Annotated in this window: 14 protein-coding genes and 5 pseudogenes; 6 read left to right on the top strand and 13 right to left on the bottom strand. The window is 59.8% G+C overall.

The window, feature by feature from the left end:
• Position 1: 1 nt before the first annotated feature.
• Positions 2-250, top strand: a pseudogene (locus ACPYOJ_RS25830) (hypothetical protein); the annotation flags it as partial.
• 479 nt (positions 251-729) lie between these two features.
• Here the strand turns inward: ACPYOJ_RS25830 and ACPYOJ_RS25825 are convergent.
• Entirely contained in the window at positions 730-942 is a 213-nt protein-coding gene (locus tag ACPYOJ_RS25825; RefSeq protein ID WP_481418794.1) for a hypothetical protein, read from the bottom strand.
• A gap of 83 nt (positions 943-1025) precedes the next feature.
• Here ACPYOJ_RS25825 and ACPYOJ_RS25820 point away from each other — a divergent pair, with 83 nt between their 5' ends.
• On the top strand, positions 1026-1664 hold the full coding sequence (locus ACPYOJ_RS25820) for a hypothetical protein (RefSeq protein ID WP_481418803.1): 639 nt from the start codon (positions 1026-1028) through the stop codon (positions 1662-1664).
• A gap of 21 nt (positions 1665-1685) precedes the next feature.
• On the opposite strand, the gene ACPYOJ_RS25815 is transcribed toward ACPYOJ_RS25820, so the two are convergent.
• From ACPYOJ_RS25815 to ACPYOJ_RS25775, 9 genes and pseudogenes are all read right to left on the bottom strand, one after another.
• Positions 1686-4949 carry an error-prone DNA polymerase gene (locus tag ACPYOJ_RS25815; protein ID WP_481418793.1) on the bottom strand — a complete coding sequence of 1088 codons (3264 nt, stop codon included), beginning with the start codon at positions 4947-4949 and terminating at the stop codon, positions 1686-1688.
• Complete coding sequence (locus tag ACPYOJ_RS25810; RefSeq protein WP_481418792.1) at positions 4946-6457, bottom strand: Y-family DNA polymerase; 1512 nt, start codon at positions 6455-6457, stop codon at positions 4946-4948. Before ACPYOJ_RS25810 ends, ACPYOJ_RS25815 begins: the two co-directional genes overlap by 4 nt.
• Entirely contained in the window at positions 6378-7130 is a 753-nt protein-coding gene (locus tag ACPYOJ_RS25805) for an ImuA family protein (RefSeq protein ID WP_481418791.1), read from the bottom strand. Before ACPYOJ_RS25805 ends, ACPYOJ_RS25810 begins: the two co-directional genes overlap by 80 nt.
• A 537-nt stretch (positions 7131-7667) precedes the next feature.
• Positions 7668-9249, bottom strand: a pseudogene (locus ACPYOJ_RS25800) (Na+/H+ antiporter).
• A 79-nt stretch (positions 9250-9328) separates the two neighbouring features.
• The gene (locus ACPYOJ_RS25795) at positions 9329-10153 is read right to left on the bottom strand and encodes an oxidoreductase (RefSeq protein ID WP_481418790.1); all 825 of its coding nucleotides are present in this window, start codon (positions 10151-10153) and stop codon (positions 9329-9331) included.
• A 14-nt stretch (positions 10154-10167) separates the two neighbouring features.
• A pseudogene (locus ACPYOJ_RS25790) lies at positions 10168-10649 on the bottom strand (nuclear transport factor 2 family protein).
• Positions 10650-10734: 85 nt separating this feature from the next.
• Entirely contained in the window at positions 10735-11547 is an 813-nt protein-coding gene (locus ACPYOJ_RS25785; RefSeq protein WP_481418789.1) for an SDR family oxidoreductase, read from the bottom strand.
• A gap of 39 nt (positions 11548-11586) precedes the next feature.
• Positions 11587-11994: a GlcG/HbpS family heme-binding protein gene (locus ACPYOJ_RS25780; RefSeq protein WP_481418788.1), complete on the bottom strand. Its 408-nt coding sequence runs from the start codon at positions 11992-11994 to the stop codon at positions 11587-11589.
• A gap of 175 nt (positions 11995-12169) precedes the next feature.
• Positions 12170-13075, bottom strand: a complete 906-nt coding sequence (locus ACPYOJ_RS25775) for a helix-turn-helix domain-containing protein (RefSeq protein ID WP_481418787.1) — start codon at positions 13073-13075, stop codon at positions 12170-12172.
• Between the two features lie 78 nt (positions 13076-13153).
• On the opposite strand from ACPYOJ_RS25775, the pseudogene ACPYOJ_RS25770 reads away from it, so the two are divergent.
• Positions 13154-13410: pseudogene (locus ACPYOJ_RS25770) on the top strand (winged helix-turn-helix transcriptional regulator); the annotation flags it as partial.
• A 445-nt stretch (positions 13411-13855) separates the two neighbouring features.
• Here ACPYOJ_RS25770 and ACPYOJ_RS25765 read toward each other — a convergent pair.
• Positions 13856-14287 (bottom strand): hypothetical protein, encoded by a 432-nt coding sequence (locus ACPYOJ_RS25765; RefSeq protein WP_481418802.1) that lies wholly within the window; start codon positions 14285-14287, stop codon positions 13856-13858.
• Between the two features lie 255 nt (positions 14288-14542).
• Here ACPYOJ_RS25765 and ACPYOJ_RS25760 point away from each other — a divergent pair, with 255 nt between their 5' ends.
• From ACPYOJ_RS25760 to ACPYOJ_RS25750, 3 genes are all read left to right on the top strand, one after another.
• Positions 14543-14800, top strand: coding sequence for a hypothetical protein (locus tag ACPYOJ_RS25760; protein WP_481418786.1), 258 nt, complete (start codon positions 14543-14545; stop codon positions 14798-14800).
• Positions 14801-15015: 215 nt separating this feature from the next.
• Positions 15016-15522 carry a hypothetical protein gene (locus tag ACPYOJ_RS25755; protein WP_481418785.1) on the top strand — a complete coding sequence of 169 codons (507 nt, stop codon included), beginning with the start codon at positions 15016-15018 and terminating at the stop codon, positions 15520-15522.
• A gap of 53 nt (positions 15523-15575) precedes the next feature.
• Positions 15576-15704, top strand: a complete 129-nt coding sequence (locus tag ACPYOJ_RS25750; protein ID WP_481418784.1) for a hypothetical protein — start codon at positions 15576-15578, stop codon at positions 15702-15704.
• A 471-nt stretch (positions 15705-16175) separates the two neighbouring features.
• On the opposite strand, the pseudogene ACPYOJ_RS25745 reads toward ACPYOJ_RS25750, so the two are convergent.
• Positions 16176-16322, bottom strand: a pseudogene (locus ACPYOJ_RS25745) (IS110 family transposase); the annotation flags it as partial.
• Between the two features lie 312 nt (positions 16323-16634).
• Positions 16635-16902: transposase (locus ACPYOJ_RS25740; RefSeq protein ID WP_481418783.1), on the bottom strand; the 268-nt coding region annotated here is incomplete at its 5' end.

Here is a 16902-nt window from a genome sequence, read left to right as displayed (position 1 = left end):
CATGCACTTGTTGGAAACCAAGGTTGCTCACGAGAGAACTGTCTGGCGCATTGATTTTGTCGGTGACGAAGGGGAAGCCGTGTCGATCAATGTTGCGGACAGTCACGCTGCGAACGAGGAAGAGGCCATTGAGCGTGCGAAGGAAGTCATGGTCCAGTTGACGGCATATGGCACGCGTGGCGGCGGCCGGAGCATCAATCCTTACGATGCCGCCAGCAATGGAAACTTCGACGACGACGAGCCGTTGCTGATCCGCTGTCTGGAACCCCAGCCTTTCAGGCAACAAAAAAGGTCGGGGCAAAACCGCATCGACCTTCCTCACCATCGCCTTCTTACCAGTGCCAGTACATCCGTGGTCAAAAGCATTTCAGCGATGCGGCGTTGCGAGCAGCGAATATCAGCGCTCATCAGCAATGCCTATGAGAGATTCTACCTGAGAAATGTGTCCGCAACAATTCTCAACTAGAAATCATTACCGGAGGATCCTGAACAGGGAATCAGCGTGACTCCAATGCGTGGTCAATCTTGGGAAGCGGGTCAGGCGTTCGAAGGTTCGTCGACCACGTCGCTGGGATCGTCAGTGGGATCCGGGTCGCGGTCGTACGCGGCTCTTAGGGAGTCGAGTTCCTTCTGAATAGCGTTGTAGGTCGACCTGTTTCGCGCCATTGACTACGAACGTGTCGATGAAATCTTCGAGTTTAAGCCGCAGGTCGCCGCGCCAATTCTTAGTCAATGCCTCTCCTCCGGCTGAACGCGAACACCCAGGCACAAAAGGCCCCACGTCGGGCAATGGACGGAAGCGCGCAAGCTCGGAGCGGCGCCCTCGTCCGGTTCGGGGTCGGGAAGCGGCTCCTCATCGGGTATCCGGTCGGGATCACGCGGCGGCGTTTCGACAGGTGGCGGCGATGGCGGCGGCACGATTGGCTCGTTTGGCACAGACATGGGGGTCCTCCTCGCTCCGAGAACGTGGAAAATCACCCGGAGTTCCGTTGACGCTCTGCCCCTTCGACACCATCTGCTGCGACATGCCCAAGACAAGGACGAAAAAGAAGGAAAGCGACGATCCCGAGTTGATCAGGGAGTGGCCGCTTCCCCTGGCTGCGACCCTCGGATCGGGTGTCAGAGTGAAAGGAATCCTGCAGGAAATCCGCTCCCGGCTACCATCCCCGGTCCGCAAGTCGCTGGATATGCAGGCACGCGGGCTCATCCTCGTCATGCCAGAGAGTTCGAAGACAGCATTCAGAGCGACGGCATCGGCCATTTCCAGCGCGCTGGACGGCATCGCAAACCTTCCGGTCATTCCTCGTGAGATCGAGGATATCCTTACGATTACGGCATCTGAGCGGAAGCGCTGGCTCGAAGACGGTCGCCTGCCCAGCGCTGGAACGCGAACGGTCAGGCTGCAAGGTCGCGCAAGGAAGATCACCTTTCACGTATTCGCCCCCCGAGTTGTCGAGGATCTGCTCGACCGTGGCGCCGTGGACGAATGGCGTGAGGAAGACGCTGCGGCGAAAGCGGAAAATCGTAGGCGGGCCGCGTATCAGGCGAAGTTGACGCGTTCGCTGCAGAAAAAGAAAAAAGCCAAACAAACCGAACGAGCCGATGAAGCCGCAACCGGGTTGAGCGGATGGGACGAGTTCGGGAGCGACGGCCTCCTTCGGTAGGATTGCCGAGGCGCTTTCGCTTCAGTGGAAGTTTCGTGCTTTCACCTTCAGAGTATCGATGTGCAGATCCCTGACGAAGATATCCCTCGGCTCTGGCACGGGCTTCGGTCGATCCCGCGAATCCGGGTTTGAAGGAGAGCCATGCGCGAACTCGTCGCCCCTCCCCGTCGGTAACTTGAAGTCGATATCGCGGTCGGCCAGCCCAGAAAGATCTCCGCTCAGATCGAATAGCTGCTGGGCCACTAGATGCACGACATCGCCTTCACGTTGGATCTTTCCATTGATCGCCATCATGGACGACCCCAGCACGACACGTCGCCGCTTCTCGAACAGGCTCGGCCAGACGACCACGTTTGCGGGTCCGGTCTCGTCCTCGATCGTCAGGAACATGACACCCTTTGCCGATCCTGGCTTTTGACGGACAAGAACCAGACCTGCGGTCATCAGCCATCGGCCATCTCTGGCACTCATCGCATCGGAGCAGGTCACGATATTCCGCTTCTGCAGATCGCGCCTCAGAAAAGCGATGGGGTGTTCGCGCAGGGTAAGGCCGACATGGCTGTAGTCTTCGACAACGTTATGCCCTTCGGTCATCTGTCGCAGTTCGACCTCGGGCTCCTGTTGTTCGGCGTTGACCTTTGACTCCCGTTCGGCGGCGGCCGCGAACAGTGGAAGTGGCTCATCACGGAGAGCCTTGATTGCCCATAGCGCGTCTCGGCGGTGGAGCTTCAATGACGGCCGGAAGGCATCGGCCTCGGCGAGCTGCACGAGGGCTTCCGTCGGTACGCTTGAACGCCGCCATACGTCGTCCACGCTTTCGAACTCGCGGTCCATCCGGGCGGCGACTATTCGAGCAGCATCAGCGACTGCCAGACCCTTCACCATTCGCATGCCGAGCCTTACCGCATGACGATCGGTGGTGCCGATCCTTTCCAGCGTACAGTCCCAGCGAGAGCGGTTGATGCAGACCGGACGGATTTCGACGTCGTGGTTGCGAGCGTCGCCGACGATCTGCGCGGGCGCATAGAAGCCCATCGGCTGCGAGTTCAGCAACGCGGCGCAGAAGACATCGGGGAAGTGGCACTTCACGTAGTTCGAGGCGTAGGCGATCAGGGCGAACGACGCTGCATGGCTTTCCGGGAAGCCGTACGATCCGAATCCTTCAAGCTGGCTGAATGTCTTCTCCGCGAACTCGGCCGAGTAGCCGTTCTTGATCATCCCGGAAACGAGTTTGTCCTTGAAGCGGCTGACCCCGCCTGTGAACTTGAACGTGGCCATCGACTTGCGGAGCTGGTCGGCCTCGCCACCCGTGAAGCCGGCGCAGACCATTGCGACCTTCATCGCGGACTCCTGGAAAAGCGGCACGCCGAGGGTCTTGCCGAGTACGGCCTCCAACTCCGGTGTCGGGTATTCGACAGGCTCCTTTCCTTCCCGTCTCCTGAGGTATGGGTGGACCATGTCGCCCTGAATCGGGCCTGGACGAACGATGGCCACCTGAACGACCAGGTCATAGAACGTCCGCGGCTTCAGGCGTGGCAGCATGGCCATCTGGGCGCGGCTCTCGATCTGAAAAGTGCCGAGGGTGTCGGCTTTCCTGATCATTGCATACGTAGCGCTGTCCTCCTGCCTTATCTTGGCGAGGTCGAGATCGTCATCCTTGTGCTGTCGGATCAGATCGAAAGCCTTCGACATGCAGGTGAGCATCCCCAAGGCCAGCACATCGACCTTCATAAACTTCAGCGCTTCGACGTCGTCCTTGTCCCATTCGATGATCTGCCGATCCTTCATGCTGGCAGGTTCGATGGGTACGAGATCGTCCAATCTGTCGTGGGTCAGGACGAAGCCGCCAGGATGCTGGCCGAGGTGACGCGGCGCGCCCATGAGCTGCTGCGCCAGCTTCAACGTCAGCACAAGGCGGCGATCTTCAGGGTTGAGGTTCAGTTCGCGGACGTTCCGATCCGTGACCTCCTCCGACCACGACCACATGCCCGACGACAGCGCCTTGATCACGTCCTCGGGAAGGCCGAGCGCCTTGCCGACATCACGGATCGCGCCGCGTGCACGGTACCGCGTGACCGTCGCACACAGGGCTGCCTTCTCCCGGGTGTAGGTTTTGTAGATCCACTGGATCACCTCCTCCCGGCGCTCGTGCTCGAAGTCCACGTCGATATCGGGCGGCTCGTCCCGCTCCTGCGAGACGAAGCGTTCGAACAGGAGGTCATTGGTGGACGGGTCGATGCTCGTTATGCCAAGGACATAGCAGACGGCACTGTTGGCCGCGGATCCCCTGCCCTGGCACAGGATGCCCTGGCTGCGGGCGAACTTGACGATGCTGAACACGGTCAGGAAGTAAGGCGCATATTTCATCTTCTGGATGAGGTCGAGCTCGTGACGGATGGTCTTCAGGACATCGGGCGGCAGACCTTCCGGATACCGTTGCGGCACGCATTCCCAGACGTAGTGTTTCAACGACTCCTGTGCCGATTTGCCGGGGATGATCGCCTCTTCCGGATACTGGTAGGTCAACTCTTCCAAGGAGAACCTGCAGCGATGGACGATTTCCATCGTCCGAGCCAACGCTTCCGGGTATCGCGGGAACAGGCGCTCCATCTCATGCGGCGGCTTGAGGTAGCGATCAGCGTGCCGTTCGCGCTCAAAGCCGACTTCATCGATCGTCGTATTGTTGCGGATACACGTGACGATGTCCTGGAGCTGCCGCCTGCCAGGTTCGTGGAAGAGCACGTCATTGGTGACGACGGTTCTGACCTTGAAGCGGATGGCCATGTTGGAGAGCTCGTGCAGCCGGAGCTGATCATTCGGCCGCCGTCGCAGGCACAGCGAGACATAGGCACGGTCGCCAAAGAGGCCTGCCATCTTCCGAAGCTGCGTCGCGCAGACATCATCAGGGAGGTCAGGCACGAGGATGCCAATCATTCCCTCGGAATAGGAGACGACATCGTCCCAGTGCAGGATGCAGTTGTTCTTGCCGCCCCTCGACTTTCCCAAGGTGATCAGGCGGGTCAGCCGGGAATATGCTGCGCGGTCGGTTGGATAGACGAGAACCGACATGCCATCCTGAAGGTCCAGTCGACAGCCGACGACGAGCTTGATACCTGTCGCCCGAGACGCTTCGAGAGCACGAACGATCCCGGCTAGCGAATTCCTGTCAACGACACCGACGGCATCTACGCCAAGCTCCTTGGCAGTCTGGAACAGATCGCCGGCAGACGATGCGCCCCGGAGAAAGCTGAAGTGGGTGGTGACCTGGAGTTCCGCGTATCTCATGCGAAGATCCCGTGCATGAACCACCTATGCGATCCCGTTTCCGGATCCACACCGTTGCCGGAGCGGAATATCCAAAGCCGCTCGCCCGCATCGTCCTCGATGACGAAATAGTCCCGGACGGCTTCGTATTCCGAGCTGCGCTGCCACCACTCCCCGAATATCCGCTCCGGACCGTCAGCACACTTCACCTTTCGGCGCTTGCCACGCCACATGATCCAGACGGGCGGATGGTCCGGCATCAGAGCCATCACATCAATCTGCTCCGGCCGCGCCAGCAGACGGACGGGCCGCCGCCACTGGTGGATCCAGGATGTCTCCACAGGTTCCGAGGCGGCATCAATACGACCTACGGAACGCTCGGGAACATCGGAGGCGTCCGGGGCGGCGCGATAGACGCGGTGGCCGCGGTTTCGGTAGATGTCGATCAGCGGCGTCACATCAGTTACTTCGTCCTCGACCAGCGACGACGACTTCTGGACATCCTCAAGCGGCTCGGACATGACCGCAACGAGCGTCAGCTTTTCGATGCCAAAGCCAGGCTCGATTTTCTCGGTCTGGTCACGGAAGAGCTTGGTGAGCCATGCGACATCGCGGGCAGGTTTTGCGGTGCCTGCGCGAACAGCCTGGCGGGTGCCATCGACCTTCTCGACAATGAGATCTGCTCTGCGGACACCGAGGCCCTCCTTCTGGAGCCTGTCGATGAGCTGAACGATCAGCCGGCCGACGTACTTGTTGATGGTCTCGGCGGCGCCGATCGGCTCTGCGAACGCCCGCGAGACCTCGATCAACTCGGGCGTTCTGATTGGATCGATTGGTTCCGGCGTGCGGCCGAACATCTGATCGAGGCGGCGGCCCACTTCGGGCCCGAAGCGGAGGGTCAGCGGCGCGCGTGGTGTGTTGGCCAGTTCGCCGATGGATTTGAAGCCCAGCGTCCGCAGGTCGCCGATGATCTTTTCAGGCACCCTTAGAAGCGAGATCGGAAGCTTCTCGACCGCCCGGACGATTTCGCCTGAGGGCACGATGACGGTCTCGCGGCTGATCGCTCGCGCGCAGGCATGAGCTGCGCCCCACGTATCTGCCACGGCCACTCTCGCCGTGAGCTTCTTCGCGAAGAACTGGTTCGAGATCTTCGTGAGCATGGGCAGTTCGCCACCCTGAAGATGGTCGGCGCCTTCGGTGTCGAGCACGATGCCGTCGGGCGCGTCCATGGCAACGATGGGCGAATACTGCGTCAGCGCCCAGAGTGTAATCCTCTCGAGTGCGGCAGCATCAGCCGCAGGATCCGCTTCCACCATCATCAGGCCGCGGAATAGCGCCTGGGCCTTGGCCGCCTGCATCCCGACGCGCACGCCGGCCTTTCGTGCGGCAGGATCCGCCGCGGACACCCAGCGCTTCGAACCAGACTTCGCGATCACGGCTATTGCTTGATCAGCCGGAATAGACGGATCGGCGCGACGTATTCGATCCGTCGCCAGATCCGGCAGATAGATGGATACGACCCTTGTCATCGCAGGCTCCAATTTCAAACTCAGCACACTCGCCCGCACGCGATCTCATCAACTCCAAAAGCCACCTCGGGCGACCAATTCCCGGCACCGGAAGCTCCTCGGACGGCAGGACGCTCACTCGCCATCTCGTGGTCGAGGCCGTCGGCTGCCCGAAGTCGTTCGCCTCGGTCTGCCGCCGCCACCGCCTGACCGTGAGGGCCATCGTGCCTGTCCGCTCGGCCGCAAGCTGCAGACGGCGGGAAGCGGTCATCGGCAGCCGGACGATCTCCCCGACGACGGCACCGAGGCTGCCAAAGGAAAGTCCTTCTTCCATGTTTGCCAGCGCGTCCTCTTCCTTGTCCGATTCCACGAAGATCACCCTGTCGGGATGAAGACCAACCTGCGCCAGCGCCGGGAAGAAGAGATCCGGCCGCGTCAGACACCAGACGATCGGCCCCTTGGTCCTCGCGGCGATCCATGCTGCGAACAAGGCTGCAGCCGCCCCGTCGACCGTACCGGAGCCACCTCCGGCGAACTCATGTAGAGCGCCCAGACGAAGCCCGCCTCCTGGAAGCACCCCGTCGATCTCCGGTACGCCGAACTCCAGACACCCGACCTTCCTCGCCGCCTGGCCCTCTATGGAGCTGATGCGTTCCCGGAGATCGGCTATGACGTGTGCGCGGACAGCGGACATCGATCACGAATCCTGTTCAGATCGGGTTGAGACTGACGACATCATGTCGCTTGAATGCGGATGTTCCTGTAATGTTCCTTCCCGGCAGCAGAGTCAAGGCGGCCTAAAATAGGAATATGGTCCCACAATTTTAGTTTGCTGAAGATTGTTTTGGTGGATCAGCGAGGTAGCCAAATCTCGTAAGCGACCGGCTTTATTGAAAAAATTTTTTGGCCTTGAACGATTGCCTTTGCCGTGTTGCCCGAATATTGACGCGGCCGTTTCGTCATGGAGCCACCGTCGCCCGGGAAGCCAAGAAAGCCTCTCGATCTCTCCTCGACCCTTCATCAGGTTCGCGCTCGATCATCGAAGTTGAGTGTCGGGCCTGCGGAAGGGCTCGAAGCTATGCGCGCGCCGAACTTGTGAAGAAGCACGGGGCAAGCGTTACATTCGCCCGGCTTGGGCGCATGCCAGCAGTCGTATGTGACCTTCTTGTGGATGTAGATGGGGATCGGTGCGGCACAACGTTTCCGTGCCTGCAGACATCGTAACTTCGGATTATGCCTTCGCGGAGATCGCACTCAATTCTTCAAGATCCAGATCACGCTCCAGTTCGCGGAGGGTTTCGTCATCGATTAGTCCCGAACGATGCAGCCGGATGAGTTCCGTCCGGCCGACGGCAACCGCCTCTAAGACGACGTCGAAATGGCGTGAAGCATCGGTATGAAATCCTCCGTCCGCTCCGCGTAATCCACAATGGCCGTCGCCCGATGCTCGTATCTCTTCAGGAGTTGGGGATGGATCAGGTTCCCCTTGATGTCGTAAGCGAGATCTCTCACCTTCGTGAATTGGACTTGTGCCATTGCCGCCTCGGCCTGGCTCATCGTCATTGGTGCGCGCTCGGCTTCCGCCTCGCCCAAGCCAGCCCAGGAAATCACCGCACCAAGCGTCGTGCCCTGTACGAGCACCGTCCCCATGATCACGGCAAAGGACATGACGAGGATGAAATCCCGTCCGGGAAACCCTTCGGGCAGGCTCAAGGCAAGCGCGAGGGTGACCACACCGCGGACGCCCGCCCAGCTCAACACCGTCGCCGCTCCACTTCCCATCGGAACGGATCGAGCGAGTCCTACCCTGTTTGCGAACCTGATCGCCAGATCGGAGCCGAACACCCAGACGAAGCGAGCCGCAACAAGGGCGACAAGGATCACAAGCGCCGGAAACGCCATGGTTTCGACCAGCACCCCGAAGCCGCCGCCGCGCTCAACGACATCGCGCAGCGATAGGTCAATCAGGATGAACACCATCGCCTCCATCAGGAAGACGAGCACTGTCCAGAATGAGGTGCCACGCATTCGCGTCCCCGCCGACATGACGGTATGCTGGTGCCACGAGGCGATCAGACCCGCCGTGACGGTAGCAATCACACCGGACACATGAAGTTGCTCTCCCAAAAGGTAGGCGATCCAGCAGAGCAACGTGGTCGCAGCAATCATGAGGTAGTCGTCGCGCAATCTCCGGACGAGCTTGACCCATGCGAAACCAAGCACGAGCCAAGCGCAGCCCCGCCGGCGGCAAGCACAAGGAACGTCCCAACTGCACTGACAGTACTGAACGCGCCAGTCGCTACCGCTGCGACGGCGAAGCGGAAAAGGACCAACCCGCTCGCGTCATTCAGCAGGCTCTCGCCTTCCAAAAGGATCTGAAGACGTCGCGGCAGGCGAACCCGCTCGAGGACCGCTCGGGCGGACACCGCATCCGGCGGCGATACGATGGCTCCCAGAGCCGCACAGGCAGCCCAAGGCAACGGAGGCATCACCAGATGAGCGACAACAGCAACGACGATGGTGGTGAAGAGCACGGCGCCAACTGCCAGCGAGGCAATGCCGAACATGTGGCGCTTCAGCCTGTCGACGGCGATGGACCAAGCCCCGTCGAACAGAAGCGGCGGCAGGAAGATCACGAGCACAAGCTCCGGATCCACCGTTATCGCTGGCAGCCCGGGGACGAAGGCCAACGCGGCACCGCCCGCAAGCAGTGCGACCGACGGCGGCAGTCCCAGCCGATGGGCGAGATAGTGGAGCGCGATGATCGTAAGAAACATCGCGATCACGAGTTCAAAGAGGTGGGTGCCGTCCATATGTCTCTCCGCGGCCAACGTTGTCCATCAAAGGACGGCTCCGCCTAAAACGCAACAGAGGGGACGAGATGCATCCTCTTCAGAAGTCGGTGGAGACCGATACCTCTCGCCACTGCTTGATTATGTCGGCATCACCAAGATGCTTCGCCTCTATTGCGGCGACAGTGTCGCTGCCGAATGGCATGCGGACGGGAGGCTGGGCGACATCGGCGAAGGCTACGACCTGCCGGGCAAACTTTTCCGGGTCTCCGGGCTGGTTGCGGTTCAGCGAGGACGCGCGCTCGCGAACCGCGCCGGCGGTTGCATCATAGTCGCGGATCCTGTTGCCGCTCGACGACAACGAGCTGGGATCGAGGAAGTCCGTCCGGAAGTAGCCGGGTTCGATCACAGTCACATGGATTCCAAGCGGTTCCAGTTCCGCATGAAGCGCCTCGGATAGTCCTTCGACTGCGAACTTCGTGGAGCAGTAGACACCGAATCCTGCGGCAGCACGGTAGCCGCCGATCGAGGAAATATTGAGGATGCGACCCGACCTCTGCGCCCGCATCTGCGGGAGGACGGCACGCGTCACCGTCAGCAGGCCGAAGACGTTCGTCCGATAGAGCCGTTCGACTTCTTCCGCAGAGGCTTCCTCGACCGCGCCGACAAGGCCGAACCCCGCGTTGTTGAGGAGCACGTCGATTGTGCCGAAGCGCTCGACTGCCTGTCGCGCAGCGTCACGCGCCTGCTCCTCGTTCGTTACATCGAGCGCAGCCGCGAGCAGATTGCGTCGCTCTCCGAGCTTCTCCCTTACCGATCCTGCACTGCGGGCAGTCGCAACCACGTTGTCACCGCGCTCGAGAGCAAGCTGCGCGATGCGGGCGCCGAACCCGCGCGATGCTCCGGTTATGAACCATGTCTTCATCTCGGTCTTCTTTCCTATTCAGAGGCGGCGGGCAGCGCCCAGAGCTTGTCGAAGGCGATGCTGTCGAAGAAAGCCGACGCTTTGACGATTTTGCCGCCATCGAGATTAAGGAACCACGCGTACGTGTTCTTGTATGGCTGGCCGTCCTTCGCTGTTCCGGCGGCATCGAAGAAGACAATCACCGTATCGCCGTCGGCATACATATTCCGGATCGTCGGCTTGAGACCGACGCTCATGCGCGCATTGAACGGTTTGATCACCTCGGTGATGAAAGCATCGCGGCTGAGATGGGGCCTGGAGGCGGCCGAGTTGCCCGTGATCGCCCATGTCACGTTGTCGGCCAGAAGATCATACGGACTTCAAACGCCTTCTGCACCGTGGCCTTGTTGGACACTTCGTCTGCGCACGCCACACTGCCAATGGCACTGAGGATCGAAACAGTGGCCGCAAAAGCGAGCCCTCGCAATGTTGCCACCGATAATCTGCTTCTGCTCATCTCTGAACTCCCTTGAAAACGAGTTGCCTGCCGCCGGGCCATCCCAACGGCGGAGCTGAGCGGCGGGGGCAACGCCGCCATATTTTCAGATTTGGGCTTCCCAGGCCTTGAGCTGATGATCCTTCAACATGTCTTCGATCACCTTAGGGCAGACATTGCGGAACTTGCCTGTGTCGGCCGGGACGATCTCGATCATGCGATTTATCATCTCGGTAGGATCCATCTTGCCTTCCGGCGTGGCGAAGAAGTCGTCAAAGCCCTTCCGGAGCTCGGCTCGCTTCGTGAAGTTCTTGCTGTCATCCATCCAGCGGAACGGGTTGTCGGCCATCGTCTCGTTGTAGCCGGTGTAGTAGGCGCCGGGATTGATGGTCTGGATCTTGATGCCGTAGGCGGCGAGTTCCTGCTGCAAGGCCTCTGCAATGGATTCCAGCGCATGTTTCGTCGAGACGTATGTGCCCCAGTTTGCGGGAGTGAACAGACCACCCATGGAGGACGTAAAGACCACCTTCTTGCCGTGATGCTTGCCCTCGCGGATCCACCGCTGGACCACCCCCTGCGTGAGCGTCAGCGGAAGGAACACATTCGTTTCGAAGTTCCGGCGAACGATATCGACCGGAATTTCCCAGACCGGACCCGGCTCGCCCTGCCCGGCATTGTTCCAGAGAACATCGAAGTCCCAGGACTGGGCCTGCTTGATATCGTACGGATCCGTCAGATCAAGCCGCTCGACTCGGATGCGATTACCCAGATCGAGCGCAGCCACTTCCTCGCGCATGGCCGTGACCATGGGCGAGACCTGGCAGGTCGCGATGATGTTGTGGCCGTTCTTGGCCATGCCAATGGCCGCGGCCTTGCCAAAACCTGAGCCCGCGCCAGTGATGAGAATGGTCTTGGACATGCTAATCTCCTCTTGTTGGTTTAGTTGATATGAACAGCATCAGGTCGGCTCGAAGCCAGAGAGCGCGGCGCGGGCAACTTCCATATCCTGCGATACCGCGCCCCCGGAAACGCCAACGGCTCCGAGAAAGGTCCCGTCAGGTGCGGAAATCGGAAGCCCACCACCGAAGACCACGAGACCGCCGTTCGTCTGCTCTAGGCCTGGCGACCCACCGCCGGGCTTGCAAAACTCTCCGACCGCCTCCGTCGCCATCTGGAAAAGGACGGCCGTTTTCGCTTTGCCGAGGGCGATGTCAATCGAACCGAGCAGCGCCCCATCCATCCGGCTGAACGCCTTGAGTTGTACTCCTGCATCGAGCACCGCGATGTTGACCGCAACGCCGATCGCCTTCGCACGGGCCTCTCCGGCTGCGATGATCGAGCGAGCTTGGTGAGACGAAATCGGCATGTCACCCCCAACGGTTCGAACGCCATCCCGCGTTCACGAAATGGAGGATATCCAGCATTCCCGCGCTGGCGATGTATGTGGGTGCTGTTTTGTGTACGTGAGTGCTGCTTTGGAGTCGGTGAGAAATTCCTCAATTCGAGGAGCCTTTAACCTCCAATAGACAGGCACGCAGTTGTCACATCTTGTGCTTGCGACGCCATTCGCCGGGAGAGACCTTGAATTGCTTGAGGAACACTCTGGTGAAGTGGCTGTGGTCGGTGAATCCGCAATCTTCGGCGATCGACTGGATCGTGAGTTCGGTAGCGACGAGCAATCTTATCGATTTCTCCAGCCGCTGATGCTGGAGCCACGTCATCGGCGACCTCCCTGTACTGATCTTGAACGACCTCGCAAGATGTGCACGGGAGAGGCCTGCTTCCTTCGCAAGGGCTTCAAGGCCAATGTCGCCCTTGATGTTGGCCAGCAGCAGATCCTTTACCCGCCGCTCCTGCCACGGAGCCAATCCACCCTTCACTGGACGAAACTCGATTGCCTGTTCCCCGTACGAGGTAGTCAGGTGGCTCATCAAGGTCAGGGTTAGCTGATCGAGAAAGAGGCGCGAGGTAACATCTGGCTGCTCGAACGCTGGTACGAAGCATTCCATCAGGTTTCGGACGATGTTGTCAGAATGGCCGAGGACATCTCTGTCGCGGAGCGTTGAGAACGGAGCGAGGTCATTTTCACGGTGAAATTCAGTGATTGCATTATGGGAGGCGAACATAGAGATGCAGTCCACGTCACCGGCCTCTACAGCGCTATAGCGTCTCCTAAGGTCGAGAAGCAGGAATTCTCCGGGATCGAGTGGAACAGACGTAGCTGGCTTGCCGTCAATCCACCGAGGACGAGCAGGCAAGTGGTTCCTCTGATAGCAGATTAGGTAGCCGTCCGCCTGCTCCAATTGGACAGGGATGCCGTTGTCGTCATGCCGCCATCTGAGCCTACCGAACGTGGCACCCTCCAGTGCAAGTTGGCTCATCTCGAGCGACGATGGCCGCTCGACGCCCTGAAACCTGTCCGGACTTCGCATTCTCTTCTGGTACATCACAGCTCCCTTGGGAAACTGCGGGCGACCTTACATCCGACATTCATCAAAATCCATCGGCCATGAGCTTTGGAACGGCCGCTGCGCTTCAACGAGATGATGCACGTCTCGCATCGAATGCTAACGCTGACGCTGCGTGGCCTGGAGCGCGAGGGTTGGTGACGCGGACGGCGTATGCCACCATCCCGCCAAAGGTCGAATACGAGCTGACCGATCTCGGTCGCTCGCTGATCACGCCGTTGATGGCGCTGGCCGACTGGGCATTGGAACATCGCCCAGCTATGGAGATTGCCCGCGCCAGCTATGACCTGCATCACGGTTCACCCACCAGATAATCGCCGTTTCAGCGGGTCTAGGGCCTTGGCAGCCATCCGATCAGCGAGTCCATGATGGAGCCAGTTCGAGGCTCCTTCGGATGCCCGTTCTGGACGGCTCACCAGAAGTGCGCTGACCGATTCTCCTTCATGCTCGCCTCCAACTCGATGAGCAGCGCATCGGAATTCAGACAGTCGCAGCAGATACCGAAGCAATCCTCACCGAAGTCGTCCGTGCTTCTCGCTCGTCGACAGCAGTCGCAAATGATGGTGCCGTGGGACGAACGAGTGGGTGCCAATATTTCGAGCAGTAAGTTTTCTACAGCGTGCGCGGCAGGTCCGGGCATCGCAACCTCCCTAAGTTCGTGATCACAAAGGGAGATGGGAGATGCGTCGCGGGTTTTCCAGATGTCGATCTGTTCGGTCAACCGACTTGCAATGTCGGAGCCTCGATCTCCGACCCCGGCTACACGGACCATCGCGACAGCTTACCTTTATCCTGGGAATCCAGCGCATCCCGCACCTCCTGTCCGGGCAGCTCTAGTCGAGAAGCGAGTTCGTCGGCGAGCACCGTGCAAGCTTCCCGATATCGCACGAGGATGTTCTTCGCACGGTCGAACTGCTCTTGCAGAATGCTGTCGACCCGCGCCAGCAGCGCCGGATCAACGTGACCGAAGCTCTCGGGCTCTCGATGACTGAGGTCGCCATAAGATGCGAGCTTCTCGCCCATGCCGTAGGATCTCTCCAGCGCAATTGCCGTCTTCGTAGCCTCGAAGAGATCAGATCCCTCGCCGCCTGCGACCCCGTCATCGTGGCCGCCCAGGAATAAATCCTCCGCAGCCATGCCGGCCATCGTCATGGCAATCAGGTCGATGTAGTGCTCCTTCGTCCTGCGAATCCATGAACCGCGTCTGAAGCGCGCGTGCCCAGAGATTGCGTGCTCTCATCGCCCACCATGTTTTCACAAGAGAATCTTGCTCAAAGCCCTGCAAACGGGGGCTTTTGACACTTTTGGCCCTTGAGAAAATCCCTTACCTACCCTACCCCCTCGCAGCGACCATTGATTCCATTGCACAACCCGATGCGCTCCCCTCACCCATTTTGTCCGGAAAGTTCGCCGCCGTTAGCTTCTGGCCCATCGACCACAAGTTCCTTGGCAACGCTCAGCGGTGTGCGTATCTATCCCACACCTCAGAAAAATCGCCGCGACGAGCCGCTCACGTCAGAAGACCTCCGCATCTGCAACGACGTGCTGAAGGCGCTCAGCCGGGAACACGGCATCGAGAAGGATAAGGACGCGGTGATGCGCCTGGCTGCTATGATAATCGAGCTCTACCGGGAAGGTGTGCGAGATCCGGAGCAATTGGCGGTGCTGCCGGAGCCAAGCGCGAATGGTGATCGCCGCACCTGAGTCGGCATGAGCTTTTCGTAAGCCGAAATTGATTTAGCCTGTTATTTTCAAGTGGCTAAGGAATAGAGTCAACGACTGGAAATTTGCGAGTGGTCTAGGCGGTGACGAACGGGGCGGAAATCACCCTATAACCTCTGAGAAGTAAGGCACCCGGGGTTTGCTCGCGCTCGGCTGAATAAGGGGAATGTTTAGTATGACGATATTGGGTTGTGGAAATGGTGACGGCAAATATTTGGCACGTTGAAAATCAGACAAAACTTCTCGAAGAGTTGGGAAAGGTCACGGTGCGCTGGGCCGCTCTGGATCTGCTCTTGGTAGACATTCTCAATATCGCTCTCGCAAATGCTGCAGTGGCAGTCGAATTAATCCTAGATTCCGCAAACGCAGGGAAGCAGCGCCTCGATAAGTTCGATAGAGCGATCGGCGCGTCTCGGTTCGATGAAACTGAACGGAAGAAGCTGGTAGCCGCAACGCGGAGGTTTGCTGAAATATTAGGGACACGTAATGACATCGTGCATTCTCCCTTGCTTGTCACATGGTCCGTTCAAGGGCAAAAAATTACGCCGAAGCTGCAACAAATGCGACGGACCGGACAAGGAAGGCTTTTCGACCCACAGATGGTGCGAGACCATCTCGGGCTCCTGTCCACGCGTCTGAGTGAACTGGAAACTATTCGCGATGAGCTTGCGGAAAAGTACCTTGAACCGCAAGATGTGGACTAGGGTCCTGCCGGCGAGAGTGACGGCCCGGGAAGCCGAAACGATCGGTGCAGTCAATGAACCCTGAAGATCAAGGAGAGCCGAGCGGGCCTGACTGGTGGCTATGGCCGGTGATGGGGCTCGCTTTGCTTGGAGCGATCGCCGGCGTGATCGGCAGCTTGGCGAGGCTGTTCGGCCTGATCTGACAAAATTGCGATCGGTACGCTACCGCACAGGAACCTTGTGAATGCTTTCGATATTCTAGCTGTTGGGATCGCGTGGCGTGGTTCGCTGATAGACCCTTCCTTTGCCTTACTGGAAAGTCGCGCGATCCTTTCTTCGTCAAACTGCCCCGCTTCGGCGGGGCTTCTCTTTTGGGGCTGGGTCTGTCAAGCAAAGGATATCCTCTCCGCCTACGAGGCGGGGCGTTGGCCGTTGTGATGGTTGATGAGTAACGGCTTTGGCGTGCCGGATGATGGGTGCCCGCCAGGGGTCTGGCTTCTCTTCGAAGTCGGCGCGCGACCGCTTCATGATCGGGTCGGATGGAGAGGCATCTCAATCTTCTTTCCGAAACTGTTAGCTCTGAGCTGACGTCCAGCCCCGCCTCGAGATTGCCCACCCACTCGTCCCTGAACGGGACCTCTATCCGCGCGACGCGGAACCCCTAACTCGAGCTCTCAGGCGGCCCTGGCCTCCCAGCGATAGGGTGTGTTGTCGACCCACATCCGATGCAGGATGATTGCCAGGCGTCGAGCCACCGCCACGGTAGCCTTCGCCATGCCTCGCCGACGAGCGATGGTGAGGCCCCACGCCTTCAACGGCGAGCTTCTCTTTTGGGGCTGGGTCTGTCAAGCAAAGGATATCCTCTCCGCCTACGAGGCGGGGCGTTGGCCGTTGTGATGGTTGATGAGTAACGGCTTTGGCGTGCCGGATGATGGGTGCCCGCCAGGGGTCTGGCTTCTCTTCGAAGTCGGCGCGCGACCGCTTCATGATCGGGTCGGATGGAGAGGCATCTCAATCTTCTTTCCGAAACTGTTAGCTCTGAGCTGACGTCCAGCCCCGCCTCGAGATTGCCCACCCACTCGTCCCTGAACGGGACCTCTATCCGCGCGACGCGGAACCCCTAACTCGAGCTCTCAGGCGGCCCTGGCCTCCCAGCGATAGGGTGTGTTGTCGACCCACATCCGATGCAGGATGATTGCCAGGCGTCGAGCCACCGCCACGGTAGCCTTCGCCATGCCTCGCCGACGAGCGATGGTGAGGCCCCACGCCTTCAACGGCGAGCTCCGCTTCGATTTTCGCAGAAGGATCCCGGCGGCTTCGACCAGCGCCCATCGTATCGCGGCATCACCGCATTTCGAAATGCCCCGATCCCGATCGATCTCACCGGATTGATAGCGCGAG

This window comes from Rhizobium sp. SVR5-9E (assembly GCF_056755095.1).
Note: the sequence above shows the minus strand (reverse complement) of the source record. Positions and strands in the feature narration are given on the sequence as shown.

Bases quoted from the DNA above. Each gene is read 5' to 3' on its own strand.
- ACPYOJ_RS25810 (WP_481418792.1), bottom strand. From the start codon at position 6,457: ATGACAAGGGTCGTATCCATCTATCTGCCGGATCTGGCGACGGATCGA.
- ACPYOJ_RS25795 (WP_481418790.1), bottom strand. From the start codon at position 10,153: ATGAAGACATGGTTCATAACCGGAGCATCGCGCGGGTTCGGCGCCCGC.
- ACPYOJ_RS25775 (WP_481418787.1), bottom strand. From the start codon at position 13,075: ATGTACCAGAAGAGAATGCGAAGTCCGGACAGGTTTCAGGGCGTCGAG.
- ACPYOJ_RS25780 (WP_481418788.1), bottom strand. From the start codon at position 11,994: ATGCCGATTTCGTCTCACCAAGCTCGCTCGATCATCGCAGCCGGAGAG.
- ACPYOJ_RS25785 (WP_481418789.1), bottom strand. From the start codon at position 11,547: ATGTCCAAGACCATTCTCATCACTGGCGCGGGCTCAGGTTTTGGCAAG.
- ACPYOJ_RS25750 (WP_481418784.1), top strand. From the start codon at position 15,576: ATGAACCCTGAAGATCAAGGAGAGCCGAGCGGGCCTGACTGGTGGCTA.
- ACPYOJ_RS25805 (WP_481418791.1), bottom strand. From the start codon at position 7,130: ATGTCCGCTGTCCGCGCACACGTCATAGCCGATCTCCGGGAACGCATC.
- ACPYOJ_RS25825 (WP_481418794.1), bottom strand. From the start codon at position 942: ATGTCTGTGCCAAACGAGCCAATCGTGCCGCCGCCATCGCCGCCACCT.
- ACPYOJ_RS25820 (WP_481418803.1), top strand. From the start codon at position 1,026: ATGCCCAAGACAAGGACGAAAAAGAAGGAAAGCGACGATCCCGAGTTG.
- ACPYOJ_RS25815 (WP_481418793.1), bottom strand. From the start codon at position 4,949: ATGAGATACGCGGAACTCCAGGTCACCACCCACTTCAGCTTTCTCCGG.
- ACPYOJ_RS25755 (WP_481418785.1), top strand. From the start codon at position 15,016: ATGGTGACGGCAAATATTTGGCACGTTGAAAATCAGACAAAACTTCTC.